Origin of the sequence: Micromonospora sp. NPDC048839 (assembly GCF_040649915.1) — a bacterium.
GTDB lineage: Bacteria > Actinomycetota > Actinomycetes > Mycobacteriales > Micromonosporaceae > Micromonospora.
The window spans coordinates 93,935-118,800 of the sequence record NZ_JBEZGL010000002.1 but is presented as its reverse complement, the minus strand read 5'-3'; the positions used below and the strand labels follow the sequence as shown (position 1 = coordinate 118,800).

18 protein-coding genes and 1 pseudogene are annotated in these 24,866 nt (G+C 71.4%); 10 read left to right on the top strand and 9 right to left on the bottom strand.

Features of this window, described 5'->3' with window-relative positions; all coding sequences use genetic code 11:
* Positions 1-32 precede the first annotated feature (32 nt).
* On the bottom strand, positions 33-5,495 hold the full coding sequence (locus AB0C25_RS03710) for a carboxyl transferase domain-containing protein (protein WP_357369252.1): 5,463 nt from the start codon (positions 5,493-5,495) through the stop codon (positions 33-35).
* Positions 5,496-5,825: 330 nt separating this feature from the next.
* On the opposite strand from AB0C25_RS03710, the gene AB0C25_RS03705 reads away from it, so the two are divergent.
* The 3 genes and pseudogenes from AB0C25_RS03705 to AB0C25_RS03695 all read left to right on the top strand — a co-directional run bounded on the left by AB0C25_RS03705 (position 5,826) and on the right by AB0C25_RS03695 (position 8,473).
* A complete protein-coding gene (locus tag AB0C25_RS03705) occupies positions 5,826-7,076 on the top strand; it encodes a phosphodiester glycosidase family protein (protein ID WP_357369251.1) in 1,251 nt (416 codons plus the stop codon).
* Between the two features lie 33 nt (positions 7,077-7,109).
* Positions 7,110-7,451, top strand: a pseudogene (locus AB0C25_RS03700) (crosslink repair DNA glycosylase YcaQ family protein); the annotation flags it as partial.
* A 218-nt stretch (positions 7,452-7,669) separates the two neighbouring features.
* On the top strand, positions 7,670-8,473 hold the full coding sequence (locus AB0C25_RS03695; protein WP_357369250.1) for a cellulose binding domain-containing protein: 804 nt from the start codon (positions 7,670-7,672) through the stop codon (positions 8,471-8,473).
* Positions 8,474-8,529: 56 nt separating this feature from the next.
* On the opposite strand, the gene AB0C25_RS03690 is transcribed toward AB0C25_RS03695, so the two are convergent.
* On the bottom strand, positions 8,530-9,327 hold the full coding sequence (locus AB0C25_RS03690; RefSeq protein ID WP_357369248.1) for an SAM-dependent methyltransferase: 798 nt from the start codon (positions 9,325-9,327) through the stop codon (positions 8,530-8,532).
* 45 nt (positions 9,328-9,372) lie between these two features.
* On the opposite strand from AB0C25_RS03690, the gene AB0C25_RS03685 reads away from it, so the two are divergent.
* Positions 9,373-9,534 carry a hypothetical protein gene (locus tag AB0C25_RS03685; protein ID WP_357369246.1) on the top strand — a complete coding sequence of 54 codons (162 nt, stop codon included), beginning with the start codon at positions 9,373-9,375 and terminating at the stop codon, positions 9,532-9,534.
* A 50-nt stretch (positions 9,535-9,584) separates the two neighbouring features.
* Here the strand turns inward: AB0C25_RS03685 and AB0C25_RS03680 are convergent, their stop codons facing one another.
* The 3 genes from AB0C25_RS03680 to AB0C25_RS03670 are packed head-to-tail and all read right to left on the bottom strand — an operon-like array spanning position 9,585 to position 13,552.
* On the bottom strand, positions 9,585-10,235 hold the full coding sequence (locus AB0C25_RS03680) for a response regulator transcription factor (RefSeq protein WP_357369244.1): 651 nt from the start codon (positions 10,233-10,235) through the stop codon (positions 9,585-9,587).
* A complete protein-coding gene (locus tag AB0C25_RS03675) occupies positions 10,232-11,521 on the bottom strand; it encodes a histidine kinase (protein WP_357369242.1) in 1,290 nt (429 codons plus the stop codon). Before AB0C25_RS03675 ends, AB0C25_RS03680 begins: the two co-directional genes overlap by 4 nt.
* Before the next feature lie 42 nt (positions 11,522-11,563).
* Complete coding sequence (locus tag AB0C25_RS03670; protein ID WP_357369239.1) at positions 11,564-13,552, bottom strand: serine hydrolase domain-containing protein; 1,989 nt, start codon at positions 13,550-13,552, stop codon at positions 11,564-11,566.
* Positions 13,553-13,848: 296 nt separating this feature from the next.
* On the opposite strand from AB0C25_RS03670, the gene AB0C25_RS03665 reads away from it, so the two are divergent.
* Positions 13,849-14,553 (top strand): hypothetical protein, encoded by a 705-nt coding sequence (locus AB0C25_RS03665; protein WP_357369237.1) that lies wholly within the window; start codon positions 13,849-13,851, stop codon positions 14,551-14,553.
* Here the strand turns inward: AB0C25_RS03665 and AB0C25_RS03660 are convergent, their stop codons facing one another.
* Entirely contained in the window at positions 14,554-15,909 is a 1,356-nt protein-coding gene (locus tag AB0C25_RS03660) for a serine/threonine-protein kinase (protein WP_357369235.1), read from the bottom strand.
* A 58-nt stretch (positions 15,910-15,967) separates the two neighbouring features.
* Here AB0C25_RS03660 and AB0C25_RS03655 point away from each other — a divergent pair, with 58 nt between their 5' ends.
* Entirely contained in the window at positions 15,968-16,519 is a 552-nt protein-coding gene (locus AB0C25_RS03655; protein WP_357369233.1) for an RNA polymerase sigma factor, read from the top strand.
* Positions 16,520-16,758: 239 nt separating this feature from the next.
* Positions 16,759-18,780, top strand: coding sequence for a PQQ-dependent sugar dehydrogenase (locus AB0C25_RS03650; RefSeq protein ID WP_357369231.1), 2,022 nt, complete (start codon positions 16,759-16,761; stop codon positions 18,778-18,780).
* 19 nt (positions 18,781-18,799) lie between these two features.
* Here AB0C25_RS03650 and helR read toward each other — a convergent pair whose 3' ends face one another.
* Both helR and AB0C25_RS03640 read right to left on the bottom strand, forming a co-directional pair.
* Complete coding sequence (helR, locus tag AB0C25_RS03645; RefSeq protein WP_357369229.1) at positions 18,800-20,929, bottom strand: RNA polymerase recycling motor ATPase HelR; 2,130 nt, start codon at positions 20,927-20,929, stop codon at positions 18,800-18,802.
* Positions 20,930-21,082: 153 nt separating this feature from the next.
* The gene (locus AB0C25_RS03640; protein ID WP_357370110.1) at positions 21,083-21,463 is read right to left on the bottom strand and encodes a YccF domain-containing protein; all 381 of its coding nucleotides are present in this window, start codon (positions 21,461-21,463) and stop codon (positions 21,083-21,085) included.
* A 64-nt stretch (positions 21,464-21,527) separates the two neighbouring features.
* Between AB0C25_RS03640 and AB0C25_RS03635 the strand changes: the two genes are divergently transcribed.
* From AB0C25_RS03635 to AB0C25_RS03625, 3 genes are all read left to right on the top strand, one after another.
* Positions 21,528-22,121 (top strand): hypothetical protein, encoded by a 594-nt coding sequence (locus AB0C25_RS03635; protein WP_357369227.1) that lies wholly within the window; start codon positions 21,528-21,530, stop codon positions 22,119-22,121.
* A 114-nt stretch (positions 22,122-22,235) separates the two neighbouring features.
* The gene (locus AB0C25_RS03630) at positions 22,236-22,832 is read left to right on the top strand and encodes a hypothetical protein (RefSeq protein ID WP_357369225.1); all 597 of its coding nucleotides are present in this window, start codon (positions 22,236-22,238) and stop codon (positions 22,830-22,832) included.
* A 252-nt stretch (positions 22,833-23,084) separates the two neighbouring features.
* Positions 23,085-24,017, top strand: coding sequence for a DUF4394 domain-containing protein (locus AB0C25_RS03625; RefSeq protein WP_357369222.1), 933 nt, complete (start codon positions 23,085-23,087; stop codon positions 24,015-24,017).
* Positions 24,018-24,090: 73 nt separating this feature from the next.
* On the opposite strand, the gene AB0C25_RS03620 is transcribed toward AB0C25_RS03625, so the two are convergent.
* Positions 24,091-24,834 (bottom strand): cellulose binding domain-containing protein, encoded by a 744-nt coding sequence (locus AB0C25_RS03620; protein ID WP_357369220.1) that lies wholly within the window; start codon positions 24,832-24,834, stop codon positions 24,091-24,093.
* Positions 24,835-24,866: the final 32 nt, after the last annotated feature.

The window sequence follows — 24,866 nt, the reverse complement described above, 5'->3', positions numbered from 1 at the left end:
GGCCGGCCCCCCGGTCGGCGCCACCCGTGGCGTCATCCCAGACGGGCCTCGATGGCCTCGATGATGCGCGGACGCAGTTCGGCGGCGCGGATGACGGCGTCCACCGAGCCGACCTCGACGGCGCGCTGGATGTTGTGCACCCGGTCGAACTCCGTGGCCACCTCGCCGAGCTTCTCCGCGCGCACCGACGAGCGCAGCTCGTCGAGTTCCGCGGTCAGCGCGGCGCGTTCGGTGCCGGCCACGGCGCCGGCGCGCGCCTCCAGGTCCCGCACCCGGGGGTCGGCCGCCGTGCGGGCGTTGACGTCGGCGGCGAAGACCACCGCTGCGGCGGGTGCGCCACCGAGCACCGACGCGAACGAACCCTCCAGGGCGAGCACTGTCATGTTCGGGTTCAGTGCCTTCGAGAACACCACGAACGCGCCGCCGTGGTAGCGCGAGATCACACAGAAGACGATCGGCCCCTGGAAGTTGACGATCGCCCGGCCGATCTCGGCGCCGTACTCCAGTTGCAGCTTGCGCATCGACTCCGGTGAGCCGTCGAAGCCGGACAGGTTCGCCAGCACCACGAGGGGTCGGTTGCCGCTGGCCGCGTTGATCGCCCGCGCCGCCTTCTTCGACGAGCGGGGGAACAGCGTGCCCGCCGTGTAGGTGTCCGGGCCGTCGGTGGGCGGGAAGCCGTGCCGAGGCACCGACCGGGACTCGATGCCGAGCAGGCACACCGGGATGCCACCGAGGTGGATGTCCTGCACGACGGCGGTGTCCGCGTCGGCCATGCCCGCCCACCGCTCCAGCACCGGGTGGTCCTGGTCGGAGAGGGCGCGCATCACCGTACGGATGTCGAACGGCTTCTTGCGGTCCGGGTTGTGCTCGACGGAGAAGATCTCCCCGACGGTGCGGAAGGCACTGCCCGCCACGTCGTGGGGGAAGTCGGAGATGTCGCGGTCGGTCGGGTCGGTGGTGACCGCCCGCCGGGGCGCGTCCTCACCGGGCGCGACGTACGTGTGGTCGTAGTGCGACATCACCACGTCCCGCGCGGCCGTCAGGTTCGGCGCCCAGTACTGCGCCTGTCCGTTCGGCCCCATCACCCGGTCGTAGCCGCCGATGCCGAAGTTGTCCTCCGCGGACACGCCGCCGGAGAAGTCGAGCGACTGCTTGCCGGTGAGCACCATCGCCGAGTCGGGCGTCATCACCAGGATGCCCTTGGTGTGCATGAGCATCGTCGCCTCGGCGTTCCAGTACGGCTGTGCGCCGACGTTGATGCCCGCGACCACGATGTTGATCTCACCGCCGGCCTGGGTGAACTCGACGATCCGCTTCAGCGCGGCGGCCACCCAGTCCATGTTCTCCGTACCGGTGGTCATCGAGATGCGCGCCCCGGCGGACAGCGCCCACCACTCCAGGGGCACGTTCATCCGCTCCGCGAGGTCCAGTGCGGCGATCACGCGCCGGCACTCCGGCTCGGACAGGGCGCCCAGCGCCTTGGTCGGGTCGCCGAGCAGGACCACCCGGGTGACGCCCTGCGGGTGCCGCTCGGTCGCAGTGGTGACCACCCCGGCGACGATGGCGGCGCTGTTGCGCCCCTTCGGCCGGTGCACCGGCACCAACACGTGCTCGTCGTCGAGGTCGTGCTCGACGAAGTCACCGAGTCGACCGGTCAACTCGTACGGGTACACGGTGTTACGGCTGCTCGCCCGCAGCACCTTCAGCCGGTACTCGTCGAGCGGCTCGATCGGCTCGACCGGCGGCTCACCGACGGCCAGCTCCGCGCCACCCGCGGCGTCGAACGAGATCCGTACGGCGATCTTGCTCAGCTCGCCGGTCCGGCGGTCACGCTGCCGCGCGACGAACAGGATCTCCTCCAGGCCGGCGCCGACGGTCGTCGGGCGGACGCGCCCGGCGATCATCTCCATCTCCTCGCGGGTCAGCTCGCTCGGCGGCCACACGTAGACCACGATCCGGTTGGTGTTGAAGCGGGTCTTCGACGGTCGCAGCGACTGGGCGCGGCGGATCGAGTCGAGGCACGCGGCGATGGCGTCCTCGGCCGTCGGCAGCGCCACCAGGCGGCCGTCCTGCTCGCGAAGCTCGGTCAGGTCACGGACCTGCGCGAACGCGACGAGGCGTTCGTCCGCCCGGTTGTCCCGGGCCACGCACTGGAAGAGGTAGACCTCCTCGTCGGACGACGGCAGCCGGGTCAGGTCGAACTTGTGCAGCCGCTCCAACTGCATGCGCTGCGCGATGTACGGGTGCAGGCCCCGGATCAACCGGTCCTCGGCCATCGCGTCGTCCGACGGGCGGAAGGTGAAGTGGTGGTGCATGACCGCTCCGCCGCGACCCGCGACGGTGGTCGTCACCCGACGGACCTGCGGCGGCAGCGGGTGCGCGGCGACGACCTCGGCCAGCGCCGCCGCCATCGCGTCGAAGTCCTCCGGCTGGTTCTCCCAGCCGAGGTAGATGTCGGCGTCGACGGAGTCCTCGTCGGTGGCCAGTTCGGCCAGGCCGCGCAGCGCGCCGCCCAGCGCGTCGAAGCGCACCGCGGCGGAGACGACGCTCGAATCGGCGCGCTCGGCCACCACGAACGTGCAGCCCGCGACCTCCTGGGTACGCACACTGGTGAGCGCCCGGTTGCCGTAGTAACGCCGGGTCAGTACCTCCAGCATGACCGCGTTGTCGAGGTGGTCGCGGACGAGCCGCTGGCCGAGCAGCCGGACCAGTGGTTCGGTGCTGCGTACCATCTCGGCGATGCGCTCGGCGCGGTCCGGCGCGTCCGGGTGGGCGTCCAGGTGCCGTAGGTGCCCCCGGACCCCGGCGTAGACGCGGGCGCGGTTGCGGCGCAGCAACGGCTGGGCGAACCAGGCGAACACCACGCCGCGGGCGAGGTCGGCGATCGCGGGGAAGCGGACCTGCGTGGCGGCGATCAGCCGTTCCAGCGCGAGGCCGACGGGCTCGCGAAGCGCCTCGTTCGGCGGGGTTTCCTCCAGCCAGGCGCGGAGCAGCGTCGCGACGACCGTGGCGTCGGTGGACGCCCGCTGCTGGGCGAGGAAGATCCGGAAGACGGCGGCTTCGAGTGCGGGGGAGCGCTCCAGGTCGGTCACACCGTAGTGGCCGAGCGCCTTGGCGAGCTTGGTCTGGAAGGCGTCCGGCAGCCCGGCCCGTTCGACGTCGAGGCTCTGCAGGTAGGTGTGGAAGTACTCCCGGGCGCTGTGCACGTGCGCGGCGCCGCCGTCCTCGCCCGTCGGCCGGTTACGGCTCAGCTCGGCGAGGTCCGCGAACACCTCGATGAGATCGAGTTCCGCGGCCAGCGGCCGCGCACCGGCCTCGGTGGCGGCCCGGCGGGCGGTGAGGTAGCCGTCGAGCACCCGACGGTCGTCGTGCGGGTCGACGTCGAAGCCGAGCAGCAGGCCACGTAGGTCCTCCTGGCCGCGCCTGCTGCGCGCGGACGCCGGAACGTCCTCGGCGGCGGTGGGCAGGTCCAGTTCGACGGCCTCGCCGGTCGGGTCGGCCGTGGTGTCGTCGGCCTCGTCCGCGAGCGGCTCCAGGCGCAGCAGCGGCGCACCCGCCTCGACCTGGCTGCCCACCGAGACGGCGCACTCCTTCAGCCGCGCCTTGAACGGCGCCCGCAGCACCGTCTCCATCTTCATCGCTTCCAGCACCAGCACCGGTGCGCCCGCCTCGACCTCGGCGCCGACCTCCAGCGGCGTGGCGACGACGAGCGCCGGCATCGGGGAGCGCAGGACACCGCCCTCGTCGCGGCTGACCCGGTGGGTCACCCCGTCCACCTCGACCAGGTGGGTCGGCCCGTGGGTGCCGGTGAGCAGGCGGTACCGGATGCCGTTGACGACGATCTGACCGGTGTGCCGGTCGAAGCGGTCCAGCTCGACGTCGGCGGTGCGCACGGCGGCGCCCGCCTCGATGCCGACCCGGAACCGGTGCGCACCGACCCGCGCCACGCGCGTGCGGTAGCCGACACCGCGCAGTTTGAGGTCCAACGGCCGGCCGCTGGCGTGCTGCACCTGCGGGCGCCCACCGGACGCCGTCGACAGCAGCCGCTGCCGCTCGACGCGCTCCTCCTCCTCGTACGACTCGATGGCGGCGGCCGCCAGGGCGACCGCGGAGTGGCGGTGCGTGACGAGCCGGCCCTCACCGCGGACCCGGTCGATCCAGCCGGTGTCCGCGCTGGCGTCGATCACCTCGGGCTGGTCGAGCAGGTCGAGCACGAAGCTCTTGTTCGTCGCGCCGCCCTCGATGATCACCGTGGTGTTCGCCATCGCCCGACGCAGCTTGCCGAGCGCCTCGTCGCGGTCGCGCCCGTACGCGATGATCTTTGCGATCATGGAGTCGAAGTCGGCCGGGATGGTGTCGCCCTCGCTGACGCCGGTGTCCACCCGGATGCCCGGGCCGCTGGGCAGGTCCAGCCGCGCGATGCGGCCGGGCGACGGCGCGAAGTCACGGTCGGGATCCTCGGCGTTCAGCCGCGCCTCGATGGCGTGCCCGCGCTCGGCCGGCGGCGTGCCCTCGAGGCGTCCACCGGAGGCGACGTGCAGTTGCGCCTTGACCAGGTCGAACCCGGTGGTCAACTCGGTGATCGGGTGCTCGACCTGGAGGCGGGTGTTGACCTCGAGGAACGCGAACAGTCGATCGCCCGGGTGGTACAGGAACTCGACGGTCGCCGCGCCCCGGTAACCGACCGCGACGGCCAGTCGCTCGGCCGACGACTTGAGCTCGGCCGCCTGTGCCGCGTCGAGCACCGGCGAGGCCGACTCCTCGATGACCTTCTGGTTGCGTCGCTGCACCGAGCAGTCGCGGACGCCGAGCGCCCATGCCGTGCCCTGCCCGTCGGCGATCACCTGGACCTCGACGTGCCGGGCTCCGGTGACCAGGCGCTCCAGGAACACGATGCCACTGCCGAACGCCCGCGCCGCTTCCTGGCTGGTGCGCTCGTACGCGTCGTCGAGTTCGGCCTCGTTGCGGATCACGCGGATGCCGCGTCCGCCGCCGCCCGCGGTCGCCTTCAGCATCAGCGGGTAGCCGACCTTGGCCGCCGAGGCGCGTGCGGCGTCCAGGGTTTCGACGGCTCCACGGCTCCACGGCGCGACCGGCACACCGACCTTCTCCGCGATCAGCTTCGAGCCGATCTTGTCGCCGAGTTGGCGCATGGCGTCCGCGCTCGGCCCGACGAACGTGACGCCGATCTTCTCGCACAGCTCCGCGAAGGCCGGATCCTCGGCGACGAAACCCCAGCCGACCCAGGCGGCGTCGGCCCCGGTCTCGATCAGCGCGCGTTCGAGCACCGCCAGGTTGAGGTACGGGCGGGCGGATGCCGGACCGAGGTCGTAGGCGATGTCCGCTTCGCGGACGAAGGTGGCGGTACGGTCGACGTCGGTGTAAAGAGCAACGGTTTCGAGCCGTCTGCCGGTTTCCGCAGCCAGCTCGCGGACCGCGTGGATGAGCCGCATGGCGGCTTCACCTCGGTTGACGATGGCGACACGGTTGAACACCCGACCGACCCCTTAGCTAGACCTCGAACCGGGTGCCGCGAGACGACGGCGCCCAGTAGTGATCACCCTTCCGGCTGGCGGCGGCCAGCGCTATGGCGCAACCACCGAACCCACCGTCGCTCAGTTGTAGGAAGTGCACAAAAGTTTTTGGCGCCCCGGGCCGGCTCTCGCAGTTGATCAAGGCGGTGCGTTGGGTTCACGTCGCCCGCCTCCGCCGTTCACCCTCGCCTGATCGGCTGGTCGAGACGATCATCGTCGGTCCGGCCAAGCGCCGGTCCGGCTCGACCATCCCGGCGTAGGCCAGGAAAAACGCACCATGAAAGGAGCGCAGTGCGGCCCTTCAACCTCGTGCGCCCGAGTCTGGCCCTGCTGCTCGCCGCAGGGCTGAGCGCGCTCGTGACGCCCGCCCGCGCAGCCCCCGCCTCGGCGGCAACCGTATCCGGCACGCCGATCACCGTCACCTCGACCGAGCAACTCGCCCCGGGCGTCACGTACGGCTCGTTCCAGGTCACCACGCCCCGGGGCGTCACCGTCGGCTACCTGCTCACGGCCGACCTGAAGAAGAACAAGGTCTCCCTGGACCTGCTGCACCCCGACGCGGTCGCGCAGCGCAAGGTCATCTCGTCGATGGCCAACGACCAGGGCGCGATCGCCGGCGTGAACGGGGACTTCTTCAACAACAGCGAGACCCACGCCGGCGTCACGCCGACCTACTCGTCGTCCGGTCCGGAGATCGCCGACGGCGAGGGGTTGAAGTTCGCGGTCCCGACCGCGCAGCGCTTCGGCCCCGGTCTCGCCCCCGGCACCTCGACCCGGGACGTGTTCGGCGTGGGCGTCAACGGCAAGGCGCGCGTCGACACCCTGAGCCTGAACGGCGAGGTACGCAGCAGCAAGGGCACGATCGCCCTCAGCGGGCTCAACCAGTACGCGCTGCCGGTCGGCGGCGTCGGCCTGTTCACCTCCGAGTGGGGTGCCGCCTCCCGGATCCGGTCGACCTGTGGCACCGACACCAGCCGCAGCGACCCGTGCAGCACCCACACCTACGAGGTGACCGTACGTGGTGGCGCGGTGACCGCCGCGGGCTCGACGCCCGGCGCGGGCGCGATCCCGGCCGACACCCAGGTGCTGGTCGGCCGGGAGGGTGGCGCGGACATGCTCGACGACCTCGCCGTCGGCGACCGCGTGCAGGTGCGGGAGAAGCTCGACTCCGCCGGCGAGCCCAAGCTGACGTTCGCCGTCGGCGGCGCGCCCATCCTGCGCGACGGTGCGCCGCTGGCCGGCCTGGACACCAAGACCGCCGCGGTCCGCAGCTCGGCCGGTGTCAGCCCGGACGGCCGGACGGTCTACCTCGTCGTCCTGGCCGGGCGCGCCCCGGCCAGCGCCGGCTTCACGATCGCCGAGCTGGCCGACCTGATGCGCTCGCTCGGCGCCCACGACGCGGTGAACCTGGACGGCGGCGGTTCGAGCACGGTCGCCGTCCGCGAGCCGGGCCAGGCCGTGGCCACCGCCCGCAACAGCCCATCCGACGGTACGGAGCGTCTGGTCGCCAACGGCATCGGGATCTTCGTGGGTAAGCACTGAGCAACGCCCGCACTCGAATGCGCGCGTGGCCGCAAGCTGATCGACCTTGCCGACGCGCCGCGCCCCGACCCGGAGACACCCGCCCCGGCGCGGTTCCTGCCGGCGTTCGACAACGCGATCCTCGGCTACGACGATCGCAGCCGGATCATCGACGACGTCCACCGTGGCCTCTCGGTGGCCGGCGAACGTGTGGTGCTCGTCGACGGGCGGGTCGCGGCGACCTGGACCGTCGAGTCGGGCACGGTGACCGTCAGCCCACTACGCGGCATATCCCGGGCGGATCGGGCCGCCGTGACCGAGCAGGGGCAGGCGCTGGCGTCCTTCCTCTCCGACAACGAGAGCGACCGGGTGCGGGTCGGTTCGTCTCCCCGGTGACGGGCCAGCGGGATCGGGTTGTATCGATGCTCGCCGGCTGCCATGCTGGTGTTCGGTCGTGCTCGGGAGCCAGCGCGTACCGCATCTTCTCCGGCCCGCAGGGCGCACGAGGTGGCTGAGTCACCCGTGCCGGGCAGCCCTCGTTGGCGGTCGGACACCCGAGCGCGGCACCGGCCACCACCTCGGTCCTCGGTGCCTGCCAGACCACGGAGGCACCGATGCTTCGCACGTTCCTCGCCGTCACGACCATGGCGCTGGCCGCCTGGGCCGGGACCGCCGTCGCCGAGGCGGCACCAGAACCGACGCCGTCGGCCACATCGTCACCCACGGCGGCGCCCACACCCACTCCGATAGCCACGCCCACGCCCACTGCGGCACCAACGCCCACGCCGATACCCACGCCCACGATCGCCTGCCCGCCGGCGCTGCCGATCAGCGCCGGCGTCACCGCCGTCACCACCACGAGCGTGACCATCTCGTACTCGATATTCTTCCGGCCGCCCTGCGGCTACGACCCGCCGCTGACCGTCAGCCTCTTCGCCAGCCGCGAGGACGCCCAGCAGTGGCGGGCGCCAGTGGCGGCGGCCGTCTCCGGGCCGGAGCGCTTCGGCGCGGTGACAGTCGACGGGCTGACGCCCAACACCGAGTACTGGTACCGGTTCAGCGCCCCCGACGGCAAGCGGGATCCGTTCATCTTCGGGTCGGCCCGGACCGCGGCGCTGACCTCGTGCCGCGCGACGGCCTCGATCGACGCCCAGTGGGGCAGCGGCTTCGTCGTCACGGCCACCGTGCAGAACATCGGAAGCCAACCGCTGGACCGGTGGCGCGTCTCCTGGCGGTGGTCCGGAGACGAGCGGGTCGAGAACGTCTGGGGTGGAGTGTTGGAGGCAGTCGGTGACGACCTCACGGTCCGCAACGCCACGTACAACGGGACGCTGGCGCCGGGTGGTGTGGCGAGGTTCGGCCTGCTCGTGTCGACAAGCGCCGTGCCCGACGGGTTGACGCTGACGTGTAACGGGTGAGCGACGTCCGTCCCGCTGTCGCGACCACGGCGGCGGCGGGACGGACGTCCGGTCGGTCAGGCCTTGCGCGCCACCGCGCCGTAGGCGTCGATCCCGACCGCGTCGGGATCCTCCGGTCGCCAGAGAGGGATCGGCACCAGGCCCGGCTCCACCACCGTCAGCCCGTCGAAGCAACTCGCGAGCTCATCCGGGCTGCGCAGGATGTACGGGACCCCGCCGCTCTGCGCCAGCCGCTCCGCGCCGGAGACCACCGCCGGGCTGGTGTTCGTGCCGTCCCACAGCACCAGGTGCGAGCCGGAGGGCATCGCGTCCATCGTCCGCCCGACGATGGAACGCACCACGTCCAGGTCCGGCTCGTAGCCGAGCACACCCATGTACATGACGGCGATGGGCTTGTCGAAGTCGAGCGTCTGCGCCGCCTCGGCGAGGATCCTCTCCGGGTCGTGATAGTCGGCCGGGACGTAGGTGGTGACACCCTCCGAGGTCGTGCTGGCCAGCAGTGCCCGGGCGTGCACCAGCACCATCGGGTCGTTGTCCACGTAGACGACCCGCGACTCGGGCGCGACGCTCTGCGCGACCGCGTGCGTGTTCTGCATGGTGGGCAGGCCGGTGCCGATGTCCAGGAACTGCCGGATGCCCGCCTCGGCCGCGAGGTGACGCACGGTCCGCACCAGGAACACGCGCGACTGCTGCGCCATGAGGACGATCTCCGGGTAGACCTCGGCGACCGCGTCGCCGGCCGCCCGGTCGGACTGGAAGTTGTCCTTGCCGCCCATCCAGTAGTTCCAGATCCGAGCCGCGTGCGGCACGTCCGGCTGAAGTTTCGCGGCGAGTTCGGCGTCCGGACCGGCCATGCCAGGCTCCTATCGAGGGGTCGTCGGCGGGAGATCACCACTGCGGTGCGCAGCGGGATCGTACTCCGCCGCGGTCCACTGTCGACGCTGGCCGAACCGGAGGTGCTTCGGCACACCGACGTCGGCTCGCCGCTGCTCTACCACCGGGGACGCTACGCCGGTCTGGCCGGCGACCAGCCCGGACTGTCCCGCCGTCCCGCCGCCTGACCGGGTCAGCTCCTACGAGCCGCTGGCCAGGAGTGGAGCGACTGTGCCCCTCAGTGACGGACCACACCGTTCTGGTAGGCCCACACGACGGTCTGCAGCCGGTCCCGTGCGCCGATCTTGCCCATGGCGCGCCCGAGGTGCGACTTCACCGTGCTGGTCTCGATGAAGAGCCGGTCGGCGATCTCGACGTTGGACAGCCCCTGCGCGAGCAACTCGACGATCTCGGTCTCCCGGGCGGTCAGCTGGTGGGCCGCCGCGGCGTCCGAGCGGGGCGCGGGGGTACGCCTGGCGAACTCCGAGATCACCCGGCGGGTGACGGCCTGATCGACGAGGCCGTACCCTTCGGCGAGGCGACGGACCGCCTCGATCAGGTCCTCCGGCTCGCAGTCCTTGAGGATGAACCCGCTGGCACCGGCCTCCAGGGCGCCGAAGACGTACTCGTCGAGGTCGAAGGTCGTCACCACCAGCACCGCCGGTGGCGTTGCCGTGGCGACGATCTCTCGGGTCGCGGTGAGCCCGTCGCCGTGCGGCATCCGGACGTCCATGCAGATCACGTCCGGTTGCAGCCGCCGGGCCAGCTCGACGGCGGCCGTACCGCTGGACGCCTCCGCCACGACCTCGATGTCCCCGGCCTCCTCGAGGATGACGCGGAAGCCGGCGCGGACGACCGCCTGGTCGTCGACGAGCATCACTCTGATCATGCCGGGGCCTCTCCCTTGGGCTGCGACGCGACGGGATCGTTCGTCGGTAGCGTCGCGGTGACCGACCAACCACCGGCCGCGGTCGGGCCGGCCGCGAACGTCGCTCCGATCAGTTGCGCCCGCTCGCGCATGCCGACCAGGCCGACACCGCCGGTCCGTGCCGCCGGCACGGTACGCCGGATGGCGGGTTCGTTCACCACCTCCAGGGACACCGAGCGGGGCAGGAAGCGGAGCACCACCCGCGCCGCCGCGCCCGGGGCGTGCTGGCGGGCGTTGCTGAGCGACTCCTGCGCGATCCGGTAGAGCGCGACGTCGGCGATCGGCGCCACCTCGCGTTGCTGCCCCTCGCGGACGAACTCGACCGGACCGGCGAGGGTGCCGACGGTGCGGACCAGGTCGTCGAGCATGCCCAGGCCCGGCACCGGTGCGCCACCGTCGCCACCCTCGTGTCCCGGGCGTCCGCGCAGCACACCGACGACCAGTCGCAGGTTGTCCAGGGTCTCCTTGCCCTGGCTCCGGATCCAGGCCACCCCGGCCTTCGCGGCGGCCGGGTCCCGGTCGATCAACCGCTCGACCGCCGCCGCCTGCACGACCATGCCGGAGAGGTGGTGCGCCGCCACGTCGTGCAACTCCCGGGCCATCCGGGCGCGTTCCGCGCCGATCGCCCCCTGGATCTTCGTGTGCTGTTCCCGGATCGCCTCCTCCGCCCGCACCTGGACCAACTCGACGTAGCGCCGGGACGTGGCCACGTACCTGCCGACGAAGGTCGCGCTGAGGTAGGTCAGAGCGCCCGCGGTGACGTACGCGACGGCGGTCAGGAGATTGGGGGTCACCACGACGGCCGCCCCGACCGACTCCACCAGCACGGCCGCGCCGACGGCCAGCAGCGCGTGCCGAGACGGCAGCACCGATCCGATCGTGTACGCCACGACGAACGGTGCGACACCCCGGACTGTCGCCTCGGGCAGGGAGGCGCCGATGACGGGCAGTTGGAGGCCGACGACGAGCGCGAGGCAGAGCAGTGGGCGGACCCGACGCAGGCACAGCAGCATCGCCTGGACGCAGCACAGGGCGATGAGCAGCCACGCCCGCGCCGGGTCGAAGGACACCCCTTCCTCCGGTGCCACGAACCACACAAGCACTGTCAGCAGGACGAACGTCGTTACGGTCAGCGCCACCGCGAGCAGACAGTCCCGGGGGAACACCCCCGTCACGCCGAGTCGGGTGAGCCGTCCGTCGAGCCATCTCGTCAGTCGCGGTGAGCCGGGTTCGGTGTGGTCCCTCATGCGGCGCGCATCCTTGCTCCGGATCGTCCCGGGTCGGGCGGGTCAGTAGGAGATGCTAGGTGCGAGCAGCCGGAACTCCACGGCGAACCAGCCCGCACCGGCGAGAGCGAGCAGGAGCAGCGCGCTGCCGGCGATCCTCCGCCAGCCGACGTGGCGTCGGACGTCGTCGACCAGCCGGACGGCGGCGGGCAGCACACCGAGCAGGCCGACCAGTTGCAGCACCTGCACGATGCGCAGGACCCCACCGGGGACGTCCCGCAGGCTCATGATGCTGCTGAGGGCCAGCACCCAACCGGCGAAGGCGAGGAGCGTGCCGGCGACGGCGACGCGGCTCAGGATCCGCGCGGTGCGCCCGGCCCGCTCGCGTGGGGTGCGGCCGAGCCGGCGTCGGACGTACGCGCCGATCGGCCAGGACAGGACGGTGAGCAGCAGCACGACCGTCGACCCGACGAGCACCGGGAGGGCCAGTGCGGAACCGCGTGCGGGCTCGACCGGCAGCAGCGCGAACGCGGAGTCGAAACCGATCGCCTCGACCCGGTCGTCGGTCGCCCGCATGGCGAGCGTGCGCTGTCCACCGACCTCACGCCAGACCCAGGGCGCCACCTCCTCGTAGAGGGCCGGGGAGTCGGACAGTGGACCCGGCTCGAACAGCAGTCGGCCGCCGTCGGCGACACTGACCGTGGTACGACCGACCAGGCCGATCGTCGTGAGGAAGTTGCTGCGTATCGCCCGCGAGGACTCGTACGTGCCGGCCGCCAGCGCGGCGTGCTTGGCCGCGGTCGCCGAATCGACGCCGGCGTTCGGCTGTCCGTCGCGGGCCGGAAAGTAGCGGTCGGCGAACCCGTTCACGACCGACTGACGAAGGTCGTGGCTGGCGAGGGCGCCGGAGCCGTTGCTGTTGAGCGAGACGAAGATGCCGGCCCGGTCCTCGGGATAGATCTGCAGGTGGGTGTGGAAGTACGTGGTGTCGCCGCCGTGGCCGAGGATCCGGTGGCCGTTGCGGCTCTCGTCGAAGAAGCCGAGCGTCATCCGGGGTCCGTCGGCAAGTGTGCCGAGCGACGTCGCGTCGAGCGCGGGCCGCTGCATCAGCTCGCGGGTCGGCTTGTCGAGCAGGGGTCCGAAACCGACAGGCTCGCCGAGTTGGGCGAGCATGAACCGCGCCATGTCGGTCGCCGGGGCGCTCAACGCGCCGGCCGGGGGAGTGCCGACGATCTCGAAGGGTCCGGCGGGTGCGGCCGAGGTGTCGTACCCCTTGGACATCCGGTCGCGCAGTGCCGCCGGAAGGGGCTGCTCGAAGCTCGACGACGGCATGCCCGCCCGATCCAGGATGTTGCGCTGGACGTACTCCTCGAAGCGCGTCCCACTGACGCGTTGGACGATGTAGCCCGCGAGCGAGTTGCCGTAGTTCGAGTACGCCGGGACGGTCCCCGGCTCGTAGATCTGCTCCGGCGGGTCGGTCACCAGGGCCTTACGCAGATCGACGTCGCCACCGGCCGTGCCGATGAGACCGGCGATGCGCTCCTCGAAACCGGCGGTGTGCGTCAGCAGGTGCCGCAGGGTGACGGCCCGCTCGTAGTGGCGGGGCAGGTCGAAGTCGAGGTAGGTCTCGACGTCGGCGTCGAGGTCGAGTCTGCCGCTCTGCACGAGTTGCAGGACGGCGGTGGCGGTGGCGAGTTTCGACACCGAACCCATCCGGAAGAGATGCCGGTCCGGGTCGACCGGCACGGTCCCGGTGCCACCGTTCCCGGTGTCGGCGTGGCCGTACCCCCGGGTCGTGATGATCCTGCCGTCGTCCACGACGGCCACCGTGGCCCCGGCGATGCCGGTGCGGTCGAGCGCCGCCGGCAGCAGACCGTCGAGCCAGGCGTTGGCGTCGGTGCCGGTCAGGGCGGGGCCGGTGCCGCCCGGACCGGCGGGAGCGGCCGGAGTGTCGACGGGCGGGGCCGGACTGCCGGGCGACGCCCCGCAGCCCGCGGTGGTCACCGCGACGAGGGCCGTGGCCGCCAGCATCGCGCCGAGTCGGGCGATCATCACCGCCGGCCGGCGTGAGTGGGGTCGAAGAATCTGACGAAAGCGCATGTCTGCCGGTGCCTTCCCCGGCGACCGGGTGTCCGGAACTGGTCCGTACGGCGTCACCCGATGCCATGGCACAAGCCTGTTCGACCGGGCGCGCCGAGCCATCTGGCGCAGGACGGCAATGCCCTTGCGACCTGAGGAGGAGAGGCATGCGTACCGACGGTGGAAAGATCCACGCTCGTTGCCGTGAACCACCGCTCGTGCCGGGGCATCGAATGTGGTGACAGATCCCGCAGAGGAAAGGACCACCCATGCACCGCAAACTGCTCGTCGGTGTGGCGCTCAGCGTCACGGTCGGCGCCGGCTGCACCCCATCGGTCGACCGGCAGGGCGGTGAGGCGGCGCCCGCCGGCCCTTTCATCAGCAGCGTGAGCCCGTCGGCGTCGAGCACACCGACGACCGCCAGCTCCGGCCCGGGTACGCCGGCCACCGGCAGCGCCACCCAGGGTGCTCCGGATGCCCGCACCTCCGGGCCGGCCGCTCAGGTGAGCGAGATCAGGCGGACCGACTGGCCCAACGCGGTGATCCGCACGCTGACCTTCTGTAGCGAGTCCGACGACGCCGTGGCGTTCCGCGACGGGTCGAACGGGCTCGACGTGCCGTGCCGGATCCTGCCCGGCGGCGCACAGCCGGTGTACGGCGAGTTCATCGTCGAGGAGCCGGCGAACGCTCCGTCGACCGAGGACGCGCTCGTTCTCGTCGAACTGGGCAACGCGAACGCCGCACGACGCCAGGCGCTCGTGCCCGTGCAGCTCTCGGACAACGGCCGGGGGCGGCAGGCGTGGCCGGCCATCAGGGGAGACCAGCCCGGTTCCGGAGTTGACCAGGTCATGACGTTCGTCTCGTACCGGCTGGTGGGCGAGAACGTGGAGGCCACCGTCCGCACGATCGACGGCGGCACCGAGACCCGCCGGTGGCGCAAGGCCGACGGCAGCGGCAACTGGGCGCGGTACTAGCTAGGGTGCGGCCGCGGTGCCGGTCACGCGCAGCGTGTCCAGGATCTCGTCGGTGCGATCCGCGCCCCCGGTCTGTTTGACCTGGACGTGGACGTCGAGGGTGCCGTTGGCCGCGGTCAGGATGGCCTCGCTGAAGGACGTCGTGGTGTTGGCGCACCGCGTCCAGCGCCGGACGCTCCCGCTGAGGCTGCCGACCGTGATCGCGCGGTCGGCGGCACGGATGCAACGGTTGTGGCCGGTCAGGGTGGGCTGGACCGTCGCGGCTGTGCGGGTCCGGCTCACCCCGACGAAAACGCCAGGCGTGGGACTGTTCGCGTTGGACCACACGGTGAGATCGGGCCCGACGACCAGGCCGGGGGCGTGGCCTTCGGGCAGGCCGAGCCCAGCCGGTTGCCAGCCGCCGTCGCGCAGCTGCCGGGCCCAGTCGTCGGGCACGGCGACGGAGACGGTACCGGTCGCGTCGCGCACCCGGGTCCAGCCCGCAGGCGTGGCGGAGGCGGCGGACGAACCGGCCAGGACCAGTGTCGTGGCCACCGCGCCGACGGTGGTGAGGGTCCGGCGGACCCGTCGCGGCGAGGGCCGGGCCGGACCCGTCAGTGCGGCCAGCAGACCCTCCAGAGCCGCGGCGTACGCGGCGGCGGTGGGCCAGCGGCGGTCCGGATCACGATGCAGCGCCCGACGGACGACGCGCTCGACCACGGCGGGTACGCCCGACGCGGCCTGCCCCGGCGGCAGGCCGGTCATCATGTGCTGGGTCAGGGCGCCGATCGCGTAGACGTCGGCGCGTGCGTCCAGCGTGCCGCCCGGGACCAGCTGCTCCGGTGCCATGTAACCGGGCGTGCCGGCGGTCACCGTGAACCCGGAGGCATGCGCGAGTGTCTTCGCCAGCCCCAGGTCGGCGACCAGCACCCGACCTCCGGCGGTGGTGGTGTCGAAGAGGACGTTTGACGGTTTGAGGTCGCGGTGCAGCACACCGTTGTCGTGCAGCACGGCCACCGCCCTGGCGATGTCGGCGGCGACGCGCAGCGCCTCGTGCACCGGCATCGGCCCGTTGGCCAGCCGGTCCGCGAGTGTGCCGCCTCCGGCGTACGTCATCACCAGGTACGGCCGACCGTCGGGTAGCTCCCCGATGTCCAACACACGCACCAGGTGGTCGGAGTCGACCTGCCGCATGAACCGGGCCTCCTGGCGGAAACGCGCCCGGATGTCGGCGCGTTGCGACCAGTTGTCGGCGAGCACCTTGATGGCCACCGGGGATCCCAACTCGTCGTCGTATGCCAGCCAGACGGTGGCGAACGCACCGCTGCCGACGGGGTGCGCGATTCGGTACCGACCGACCTGCGACGGGATGGACACGACCGTATTATCCGGCAACCGGATCTGCGGGTGTCGCAGACGAGCGGGGGGAGCGCCGGTGGTGGACGGGTCGTCGATCGAGGAACTGGCGCGCCGGGCGTCGACCGGCGACCGCGCGGCCCGGGACGCGTTGCTGGCGGCGATCGGCCCGCGGGTACTTGAGCAGTGTGGTCGAATCCTGCCCTGTCGGCAGGACGCCGAGGAGGCGGCCCAGGACGCGTTGGTGCAGGTGGCCAGGCACATCGAGCGATTCGAGGGCAGGTCGCTCTTCTCGACCTGGTTGCACGTCGTGGTCGCCAACTGTGCCCGCCAGACCTATCGGTCCCTGCGGCGACGGGCGGCCGAGCAGCCCAGCCCGCTGCTGCCCGTCGAGGTGGCCGACCCTCGTACGACGAGCGTCATCGCCGGGTCGCGCCTCGACCTGCTCGACGCGTTGGACCGGCTGGAGGCCCACCGGCCGGAGCTGGTGACGGCACTGGTGTTGCGGGACCTGTGCCAGTTGGACTACCAGGAGATCGCCGAGCAACTGGGCATCCCGGTCGGCACGCTGAAGTCCCGGATCCACCACGCCCGTCGGCACGTCCGCGAGTCGTTGCGGGGCGGGGAGTAGGGCGGCGGGCCTGCCGGACATCGTATCGATCTGGGGTTTTGTCGCCGATCGAGTGACATCGTTTGACATGCGACGTCGACCCATCTTTGATATTCGATGTTCACAGTTCGACTTGGTCGGGTGCCGGTCGTCCGGCGCCGGATCGGTCCGGTCGACACCCCGATCCTGGAGGACGGATGTCAGCTTTCGCGCGGCCCAACCCACGTCACGCACGACGACGACGGCTACTGCCGGCGGCGATGGCAGCGGTGACGCTGCTGAGCGTCGCGATCGGCGTACCAGCGTCGGCCGCGCCGGCCTCCACAGTGGTGAGCGCGGCATCGGGCCGCTGCCTGGACGTCGTCGGCAACGTCCGGACGGCCGGCGCCGGCATCAACATCTACGACTGCAACGGTCAGGCCAACCAGTCCTGGGCGCTGACCTCGGCCGGTGAGCTGCGGGTCTACGACGAGACGATGTGCCTGGACGTGGTCGGCCAGGACACCACCGCGCCGGCCACGTTGCAGATCAACTCCTGCACCGGCGGCGCCAACCAGCGCTGGCGGATCAACACCAACGGGACCATCGTCGGCGTCCAGTCCAGCCTGTGCCTGGACGTCAACGGCGGTGCCACCGCCAACAGCACCCTGGTGGGTCTCTGGACCTGCAACGGGCAGGCCAACCAGCGGTGGACGACGGCGCTGGGCAGCTCCGACACCCAGCCGCCCACGGCTCCCGGCAGCCCGCGGGTGAGCGGCCTTACGTGCAACTCGGTGACCTTCGCGTGGAACGCCTCGACGGACAACGCCGCGGTGGCCTTCTACGACGTCTACCACGACGGCCAGTTGATGAAGTCGGTGAGCGGCTCGACGCTGTCCACCAGCCTCACGGTGGTCGCCGGAGCGACCTGGGGCCTGTACGTCAACGCCCGGGACGCCGCCGGCAACGTGTCCCAGGCGAGCACCACCGTGTCGATCACGCCCCCGCAGTGTCAGGCCGACACCCAGGAGCCGACCGCGCCGCAACAGCTCTCCGGCACCGCGTCGGGCACCACGGTGACCCTGCGCTGGACCGCGTCGACCGACAACATCGGCGTCCGGGCGTACGACATCTTCCGGGGTGGTGTGAAGGTCGGCACGGTCAGCGGAACGCCGCCGGTGACCACCTTCACCGACAGCGGGCTGGCGGCGAACACCGCGTACCAGTACTACGTGGTGGCCCGGGACGCGCAGGACAACGCCTCGTCACGCAGCGCCACCGCGACGGTGACCACCGGCGCGGGCTGCGGCAACCCGGTGTGCGGGGTGCGTCAGGTCACCACCGACACCGACGTCCCGTGGGGGCTTGTCACGTTGTCGGACGGCACCGTGCTCTACAACCGCCGCGACGCGCACGACATCATCCAGCTCAACCCCACCACCGGGGCCAAGACCAACCTGGGCACGGTGCCGAACGTGCAGAGCACCGACGGTGAGGGCGGCCTGCTCGGGCTCGCCGTCTCGGCCAGTTTCGCCAGCGACCGCTGGTTGTACATCATGCACACCTCGCCCAGCGACAACCGGATCGTGCGGATCAAGTTCGAGAACGGCCGCCTCAACACCTCCAGCGAGCAGGTGCTGGTCAGTGGCATCCGGCGGAACAAGTACCACGACGGTGGCCGGCTGCGCTTCGGCCCGGACGGCAAGCTGTACGCCAGCACGGGCGACGCGCAGAACGGCAACTACGCGCAGGACCGGTCGGCCCTCGAAGGCAAGATCCTGCGTCTCAACCCGGACGGCACGGTCCCCTCGGACAACCCGTTCGGCAACTACGTCTGGAGCTACGGCCACCGCAACCCGCAGGGGTTGGCGTTCGACTCGCAGGGTCGGCTGTGGGAGCAGGAATTCGGCAACTCGATCATGGATGAGACCAACCTGATCACGAAGGGCGGCAACTACGGCTGGCCGGCGTGCGAGGGCACCAGCGGCACCTGCGGGACGGCCGGGTTCATCGCGCCGGCGCGTACCTATCCGACCGCGGAGGGGTCCTGCTCCGGGATCACGATCGTGCGGGACGCGCTCTACGTGGCCTGTGCACGGGGTGCCCGGATGTATCGCGCGGTGATCAGCGGCAGCAGCCTGACGAACGTGCAGACGTACTTCAGCGGCACCTACGGCCGCCTGCGGACGGTGGAGCCGGCTCCCGACGGCGGGTTGTGGTTGACCACCACCAACACCGGTGACAAGGACAGCACCCCGAACAACAGCAACGAGAGGATCCTGCACGTCACGCTCGGCAACTGACAGCTGTGGGCCGGGCGGCTCAGCGCCTCGTCAGGATGACGAGTTGCTGGGTCGCCCGGGTCATCGCCACGTAGCGGTCCACCGCGCCCTCGATGCCCGTGCCGAACGCGTCCGGGTCGATCAGGACGACCAGGTCGAATTCGAGGCCCTTGGCCTGCTCCGGGCTCAGCGATCGGACGCGCGACGCCGCTGGGAACGCCGGGTCGCCGATCACACAGGCGGTCCCGTCGGTGTGCTCGGTGAGCCAGGCGTCGAGGATCGCGTCCAGCTCGGCCGTCGAGCCGTGTACGACGGGGAGCCCGTTGCCGCGGATGGAGGTCGGCACGTTGGCGTCCGGGAGCATGGCCCGGATGACCGGCTCGGCCTCCGCCATGACCTCCTCCGGGGTCCGGTAGTTGATGCTCAGCGAGGCCAGGGTGATCCGGTCGAGCCCGATCCGCTCCAGACGTTCCCGCCACGACTCGGTGAACCCGTGTCGGGCCTGGGCGCGGTCCCCGACGATCGTGAAACTGCGCGACGGGCACCGGGCCAGCAGCATCTGCCACTCCGCGTCGGTCAGCTCCTGGGCCTCGTCCACGACGATGTGCGCGAACGGGCCGGCCAGCAGGTCCGGGTCGGCGGTGAGCGACCCGGACTCGTCGGCCAGGGCGTCGCGCAGGTCGGGCTGGCGCAGCATCGTCAGCAGACCCTCGCCGTCGTCGTAGGCGTCGGCCGCGAGGAGTTCGTCGACGACCCGGGCCCGGTGCTCGCGTTCCACGGCGGCGGCGGGGTCGTGCCGCTGCGAACGCCCCGACGCGACGCCGAGCCGCCGCCGGGCCGCGTCCAGCAGCGGCAGGTCGGACACGGTCCAGGCCCGGGGCTCGTCGCGCTGCAGCGTCCGGATCTCCGCCGGGCTGAGCCAGGGCGCGCACGTGCGCAGGTACGCGGGCACCGACCACAGGTCTCCCACCAGGTCGGCCGGGTCGAGCAACGGCCAGGCGCGGTTGAAGGCGGCGCGCAGCTCCCGGTTGCGCGACAGCGACCGGAGCAGCACGTCGTCCGGCTCGTCGCCGTCGTACCTGTCGACGAGGATCGTGAGCAACTCCGCCCAGATCTCGTCGCGCGCCTCGTTGTGTGGGGTGCCCGGCCCCGGCGCCTGGAACGCGTCGGCCCAGTCGTCGGCGCCCAGCCAGCTGTCGCCCTCGTCGGTGGTGACAGTCATCGGCTTGACCGGTGGGTCCTCGTAGAACCGGACCGCCGCGTCGATCGCCCCGACCAGGTCCGCCGACGACTTCAGCCGGGCCACGTCCGGGTCGGGTTCGACGGTCGCCGTACCGCCCTCTTCGACGAGGTCCCGCAGGGTGCAGGTCTGCACGTCCTCCTCGCCGAGGCTGGGTAGGACGTCGGCGACGTAGGCCAGGTAGGGCTGGTGCGGCCCGACGAAGAGCACTCCGCCCCGGCGTTGACCCAGGCGGGGTTCGGAGTAGAGCAGGTAGGCGGTGCGGTGCAGCGCGACGACCGTCTTCCCGGTGCCCGGACCGCCGTCCACGACGAGAGCGCCGGCCGATCCCGCCCGGATGATGGCGTCCTGGTCGGCCTGGATGGTGCTGAGCACGTCCCGCATCCGGGCGGATCGGGCAGCGCCCAGGCTGGCGATGAACGCGGACTGGTCGTCGAGCGCGACGGCGTGCCCCACGAACCCGTCCGGGGTGAAGACCTCGTCCCAGTAGTCGCTGATCCGGCCGCGAGTCCACCGGTAACGGCGACGGCTGGCCAGACCCATCGGGTTGGCGTGGGTGGCGCCGAAGAACGGCTCGGCGGCGGGAGAGCGCCAGTCGAGCAGCAGCCGCCGACCGGTGCTGTCGGTGAGGCCGCGCCGCCCGATGTACACGGGCTCGGGGTCGTCCGCGCCGACCACGTGGCCGAGGCACAGGTCCAGGCCGTAGCGACTCAGCGCACGCAGGCGGCCGGTCAGCCGGCGGATCTCCTCGTCCCGGTCCATGGCCTGCCGGCCCTTGCCGCCGGGCGCCAGGCGCTCGGCGGCAAGGCGCTCGGACAGCTCGGTGTTCAGCCGGTCGAGGCTCTGCGCCATCGTCGCGAAATGCTGCTCGTCCAGGGCGATGAGCGTTGGGTCGGTCTTGGGGGAGAGGCGCGCGGGGAGATCGAACACGGAGGTAGGCAGGGAATTCAAATGACGACTTCCATTTCGGCAGATTCTGGCCTCGGCCGACGATTTTGCGGCACGACCCGGGTCTTGCCGCAAGCCCCCCAGTGCGCTATAAGTTAGAAGTGGCGGGGGAGTAGGTGTCCCCGTTTTCCGAGCTCAGGGCGCGTCCACGACCTCGCGGCCGAGGGGCCAGACCGCCGCCGGCACGAGCTTGAAGTTGGCGATGCCGAACGGGATCCCGATGATCGTCACGCAGAGGGCGATGCCCGCGACGATGTGGGACAGCGCGAGCCACCAGCCCGCCAGCACCAGCCAGAGGATGTTCGCCAACCCGGAGGCCACGCCCGCGCCGGGCTTCGGCACCAGGGTGCGGCCGAAGGGCCACAGCGAGTAGACGGCGAGGCGGAGCGACGCGACCCCGAACGGGATCGTCACGACCAGGACGAAGCAGACCAGCGCGGCGACGCCGTACCCGACCGCCAGTACGATGCCACCGCCGAAGATGAGCCACAGCACATTCAGCACGAAACGAATCACCACTCCAGCATGAGCGACGCTCGCCACCCGCCCGCGCTGGGCGACCACCACGAGAATGATCAGCATGGACGCGAAGACGTACGCGGAGGTCGCCGACGTGTGCCGGCGGCTCGCGGGCCGGCTCCCCGACGATGTCCTCGGCACCGTGCGGGAGCACTACGCCGCAGGTGAGTTCGACCTGGCCGACGCCGCCCTCCTGCTCAGCCTGGCGCTGCACGGCGTCGGGATAACCAGCGAGGAACGGGCACTGCTGCGCGCCTTCGTCGGTGAGCCCGACGGCTGCGACCTGGCCGACGTGCCGGCCGTCGCGGAGGTGCCGCCACTGTCGTACCGGTTCAGCGTCGACGGTCCGCCGGACGCTCCCCACCCGGCTCCGGCCGACGCCCTCCTGTCCGCCGACGCGCCCCGCCGCCACGGGCGCAGCCTGCACCGCGCCTGGCGGACGCCGCTGGACGGCGCGCCGGACGCGGCGGCGTGGACGTACGTGCTGCTGGTGGCCGAGGGCGAGGACGAGCCTTCGACGTACTCGGGCGTGCTGTCGACGCTCTGGGTCGCGCTGGGGCAGAGGTGGCCGGTGGAGGTCATTGCCGCAGACTCCCCGCGGACGCCGTACCAGGAGGCCGCGCTGGCCGCCGCTCAACCGATCTGGCGCGCCTGACGACGAAGCACCGACCGAGGGTCGGCTCGGTGGAAAACCTGAGACGGAAATCGGGGGCCGGGCGAGGATCTTCCCGGAGCCGGCCGCGACGCCGAAGACCAGATGATGGTCGGCATGAAACGCGCTGAGCTGTATGTCCTCGCCGGACCCGTCGGTGTCGCCGCCTACGGCCTGATCCGCCTGTGGGCGAAGTCCGATGGTGTGTACGGCCCGGGGTTCGACTGGCAGGCCGCGCATCTGGTCGCGCTCGCCGGCATGGTGTGCTTCGTCCCGGGGGTGCTCGCGCTGTCCCGCCTCCTGCCCCGCAGCCCCTGGCGCACCGGGGTGGTGATCCTCACGATGGTGGGTCTCGCCGCGACGGTGGTGCAGTTCGGCGCCGACATCGTGCAGGGTCTCCTGGCAGTGGACCGGGCGGAGATGTCGGCTCTCGGCGCGGACTTCAAGGACATCCCCGGCGTCGAGCTGGCCGTCTACGACGTCGTACCCCAGTTCTTCTTCCTCGGCCTGGTCGTCCTCGCGGGCATGCTTGCCGCGAAACGCCGGCTGCCGTGGTGGAGCGTGCCGCTCCTGATCGTCGGCATCGTCCTGCCGGTGGTCACTCTCAACCTGCTTCCCGTCGCCGGTCTGGCCATGCTGGTGGCGCTCGCGCCGGCGCTGCCGGCCCTGCGTCAGCAGGGCGAGCGTGCCGAGCCGCCCCTGGCCGTGCGCTGAGCTGCGCTGGTCCCCGCCGTCGTGGCGACGGCGGCGACCAGCGTGGTCGCGACAGCGACGGTATGCCGCACCGCACCCCGTCGTGCCGGTGAGGACGATTCGGATAGTACGTGATCCGACAGCAACTTCTGAGCGGGCCATATAGCGTCTGAGCTGGGCGAACGTTCCGAATGAATCGATCGGGACGCCCTGTTTCGATGCCACTGCCGGGCATTCCCCGTATCTCGCAAGGAAGGCCCGTCCATGCATCGCATGATCCATCGAGGACTGCTCCTGACCGGCACGGCCGTCGTCATCGGAATGCTGACCACCTCGGTGGGTGCGGCAGCCCGGCCGGACAGCATCCCGTCGAGGTCTACCTCATCCGCCGGTCCGGCATCGTTGAACGCCGGCTCCTGCACCATTCTCTGGGACCTGCTCAACGCCGGCGGCCGTAACGGTCGGGTGGCGGTCGGTCTGACCGAGGACCAGCAGCTCCTGAAGTTCGCCGCCAACCGACCAGGGTTGGCCTGCGTGATCGGCACAGTGGACCTGCCCGGCGCCGAGAACCTCGTGGGCATCGACTACCGGGTCCAGGACGGCCGGCTCTACGGCGTCGGCAACAGCGGCGGCATCTTCACCCTGTCCACCACCAATGCCGCTGCCACGAAGGTCAGCCAGCTGACCATCCCCCTCAGCGGGTCGTTCTTCGGCGTCGACTTCAACCCGGCCGCCGATCGCCTGCGCATCATCAGCGACGTGGGCCAGAATCTGCGGCACAACGTCAACGTCGGCGGCGTCACCATCGCCGACAGCACCCTCACCTACCCGCCTGCGGTCACCGCCGCCCCCGGGCTGACCGCGGCGGCCTACACGAACGTCGACCTCGATCCGAGCACCGCGACCACGTTGTTCGATGTCGATACCAACCTCGACCAGGTCGCGCTGCAGTCCCCGGCAAACGCTGGCCAACTCGTCGCCACCGGCAGCCTGGGCGTGGCCGCCAACCCACGGGCCGGCTTCGACATCCACAGCACCCTGCGCAACGGACGAGCGGTGAGCAACAACGCCTACGCCATCCTCAACGGTGGCTTCCCCAGCCAGGTGTACCAGATCGACCTGCTCAGTGGCACCGCTCAGCTGACCGGTGCGTTCACCGTGAAATATCTGGTCATCGATCTCGCGCTGCAGCTCAACCAGCAATAGCTCCCGGTGTCTGACAGGGTGGCCCACCTTCGGGCGGGTCACCCCTGGCCGCATTCCGCCAGGGGTGTGCCGGTCAGCTCGGCAGGCCGGTGCAGGCGACCCCGTCGATGGCGCACGCCTCGGGGGCGGCGCCGGTGGGCGCGCCGTTGACCCGGAACGTCACCCGGACCGACGCGCTGCCGGGCACCGCACCGGCGCTGCCGTCCGGCACGAACGTCCACACCGCGCCATCGCGGCTGGCCTGCGCGCCCTCGACCGCGCTGACCCGCAGCGACTCCCGGGGCAGGATGAGCACCAACGTCCACCGTGGTGTCGGCACCGGCCCCGGGTTGGTGATGGTCACGGCCGCGCCATAGCTGAGCAGTGCGGTGTCCTCGACGGCGAAGTCGGCGATCAGGGCGGCCGGCGTGGGTGCGGCGGTCGAGCCCGTCGGCGCGGGGCTGGTCGTGGCCTCGACGGTCGGTGCGGGGACCGCGGTGACCGAGGCGGCTGGCGGGGGAGCGGCCACCGCCGGGCTGGTCGCCGCCGGTTGTGCCCGCGCCCGGGGAGTGCCGCCCGGTTGTGTGCCCACCGGATCCACCGACAGCGGCGGGTCGAGAGTCACCGGCGCCAGCTTCTCCGGCGTACGGAGCACCCCGGCGACGAGAACCGCTGTCACCGCGAGCACCCCGAGCACCCCGAGCACGGCAACCCAGGTGATCCGCGAGGCGTCGTCGCGACCGCTGAGCACCCGCCGGGCAGTCGTGGCGAGGGCCACGATCCGGTCCAGCAGGATGATCGCCACGGTACGGCGTGGCTGGGGTGGTGTCGCCGGCACTGCCTGTCTCCCGTTCAGTTCGTCGCCGGATG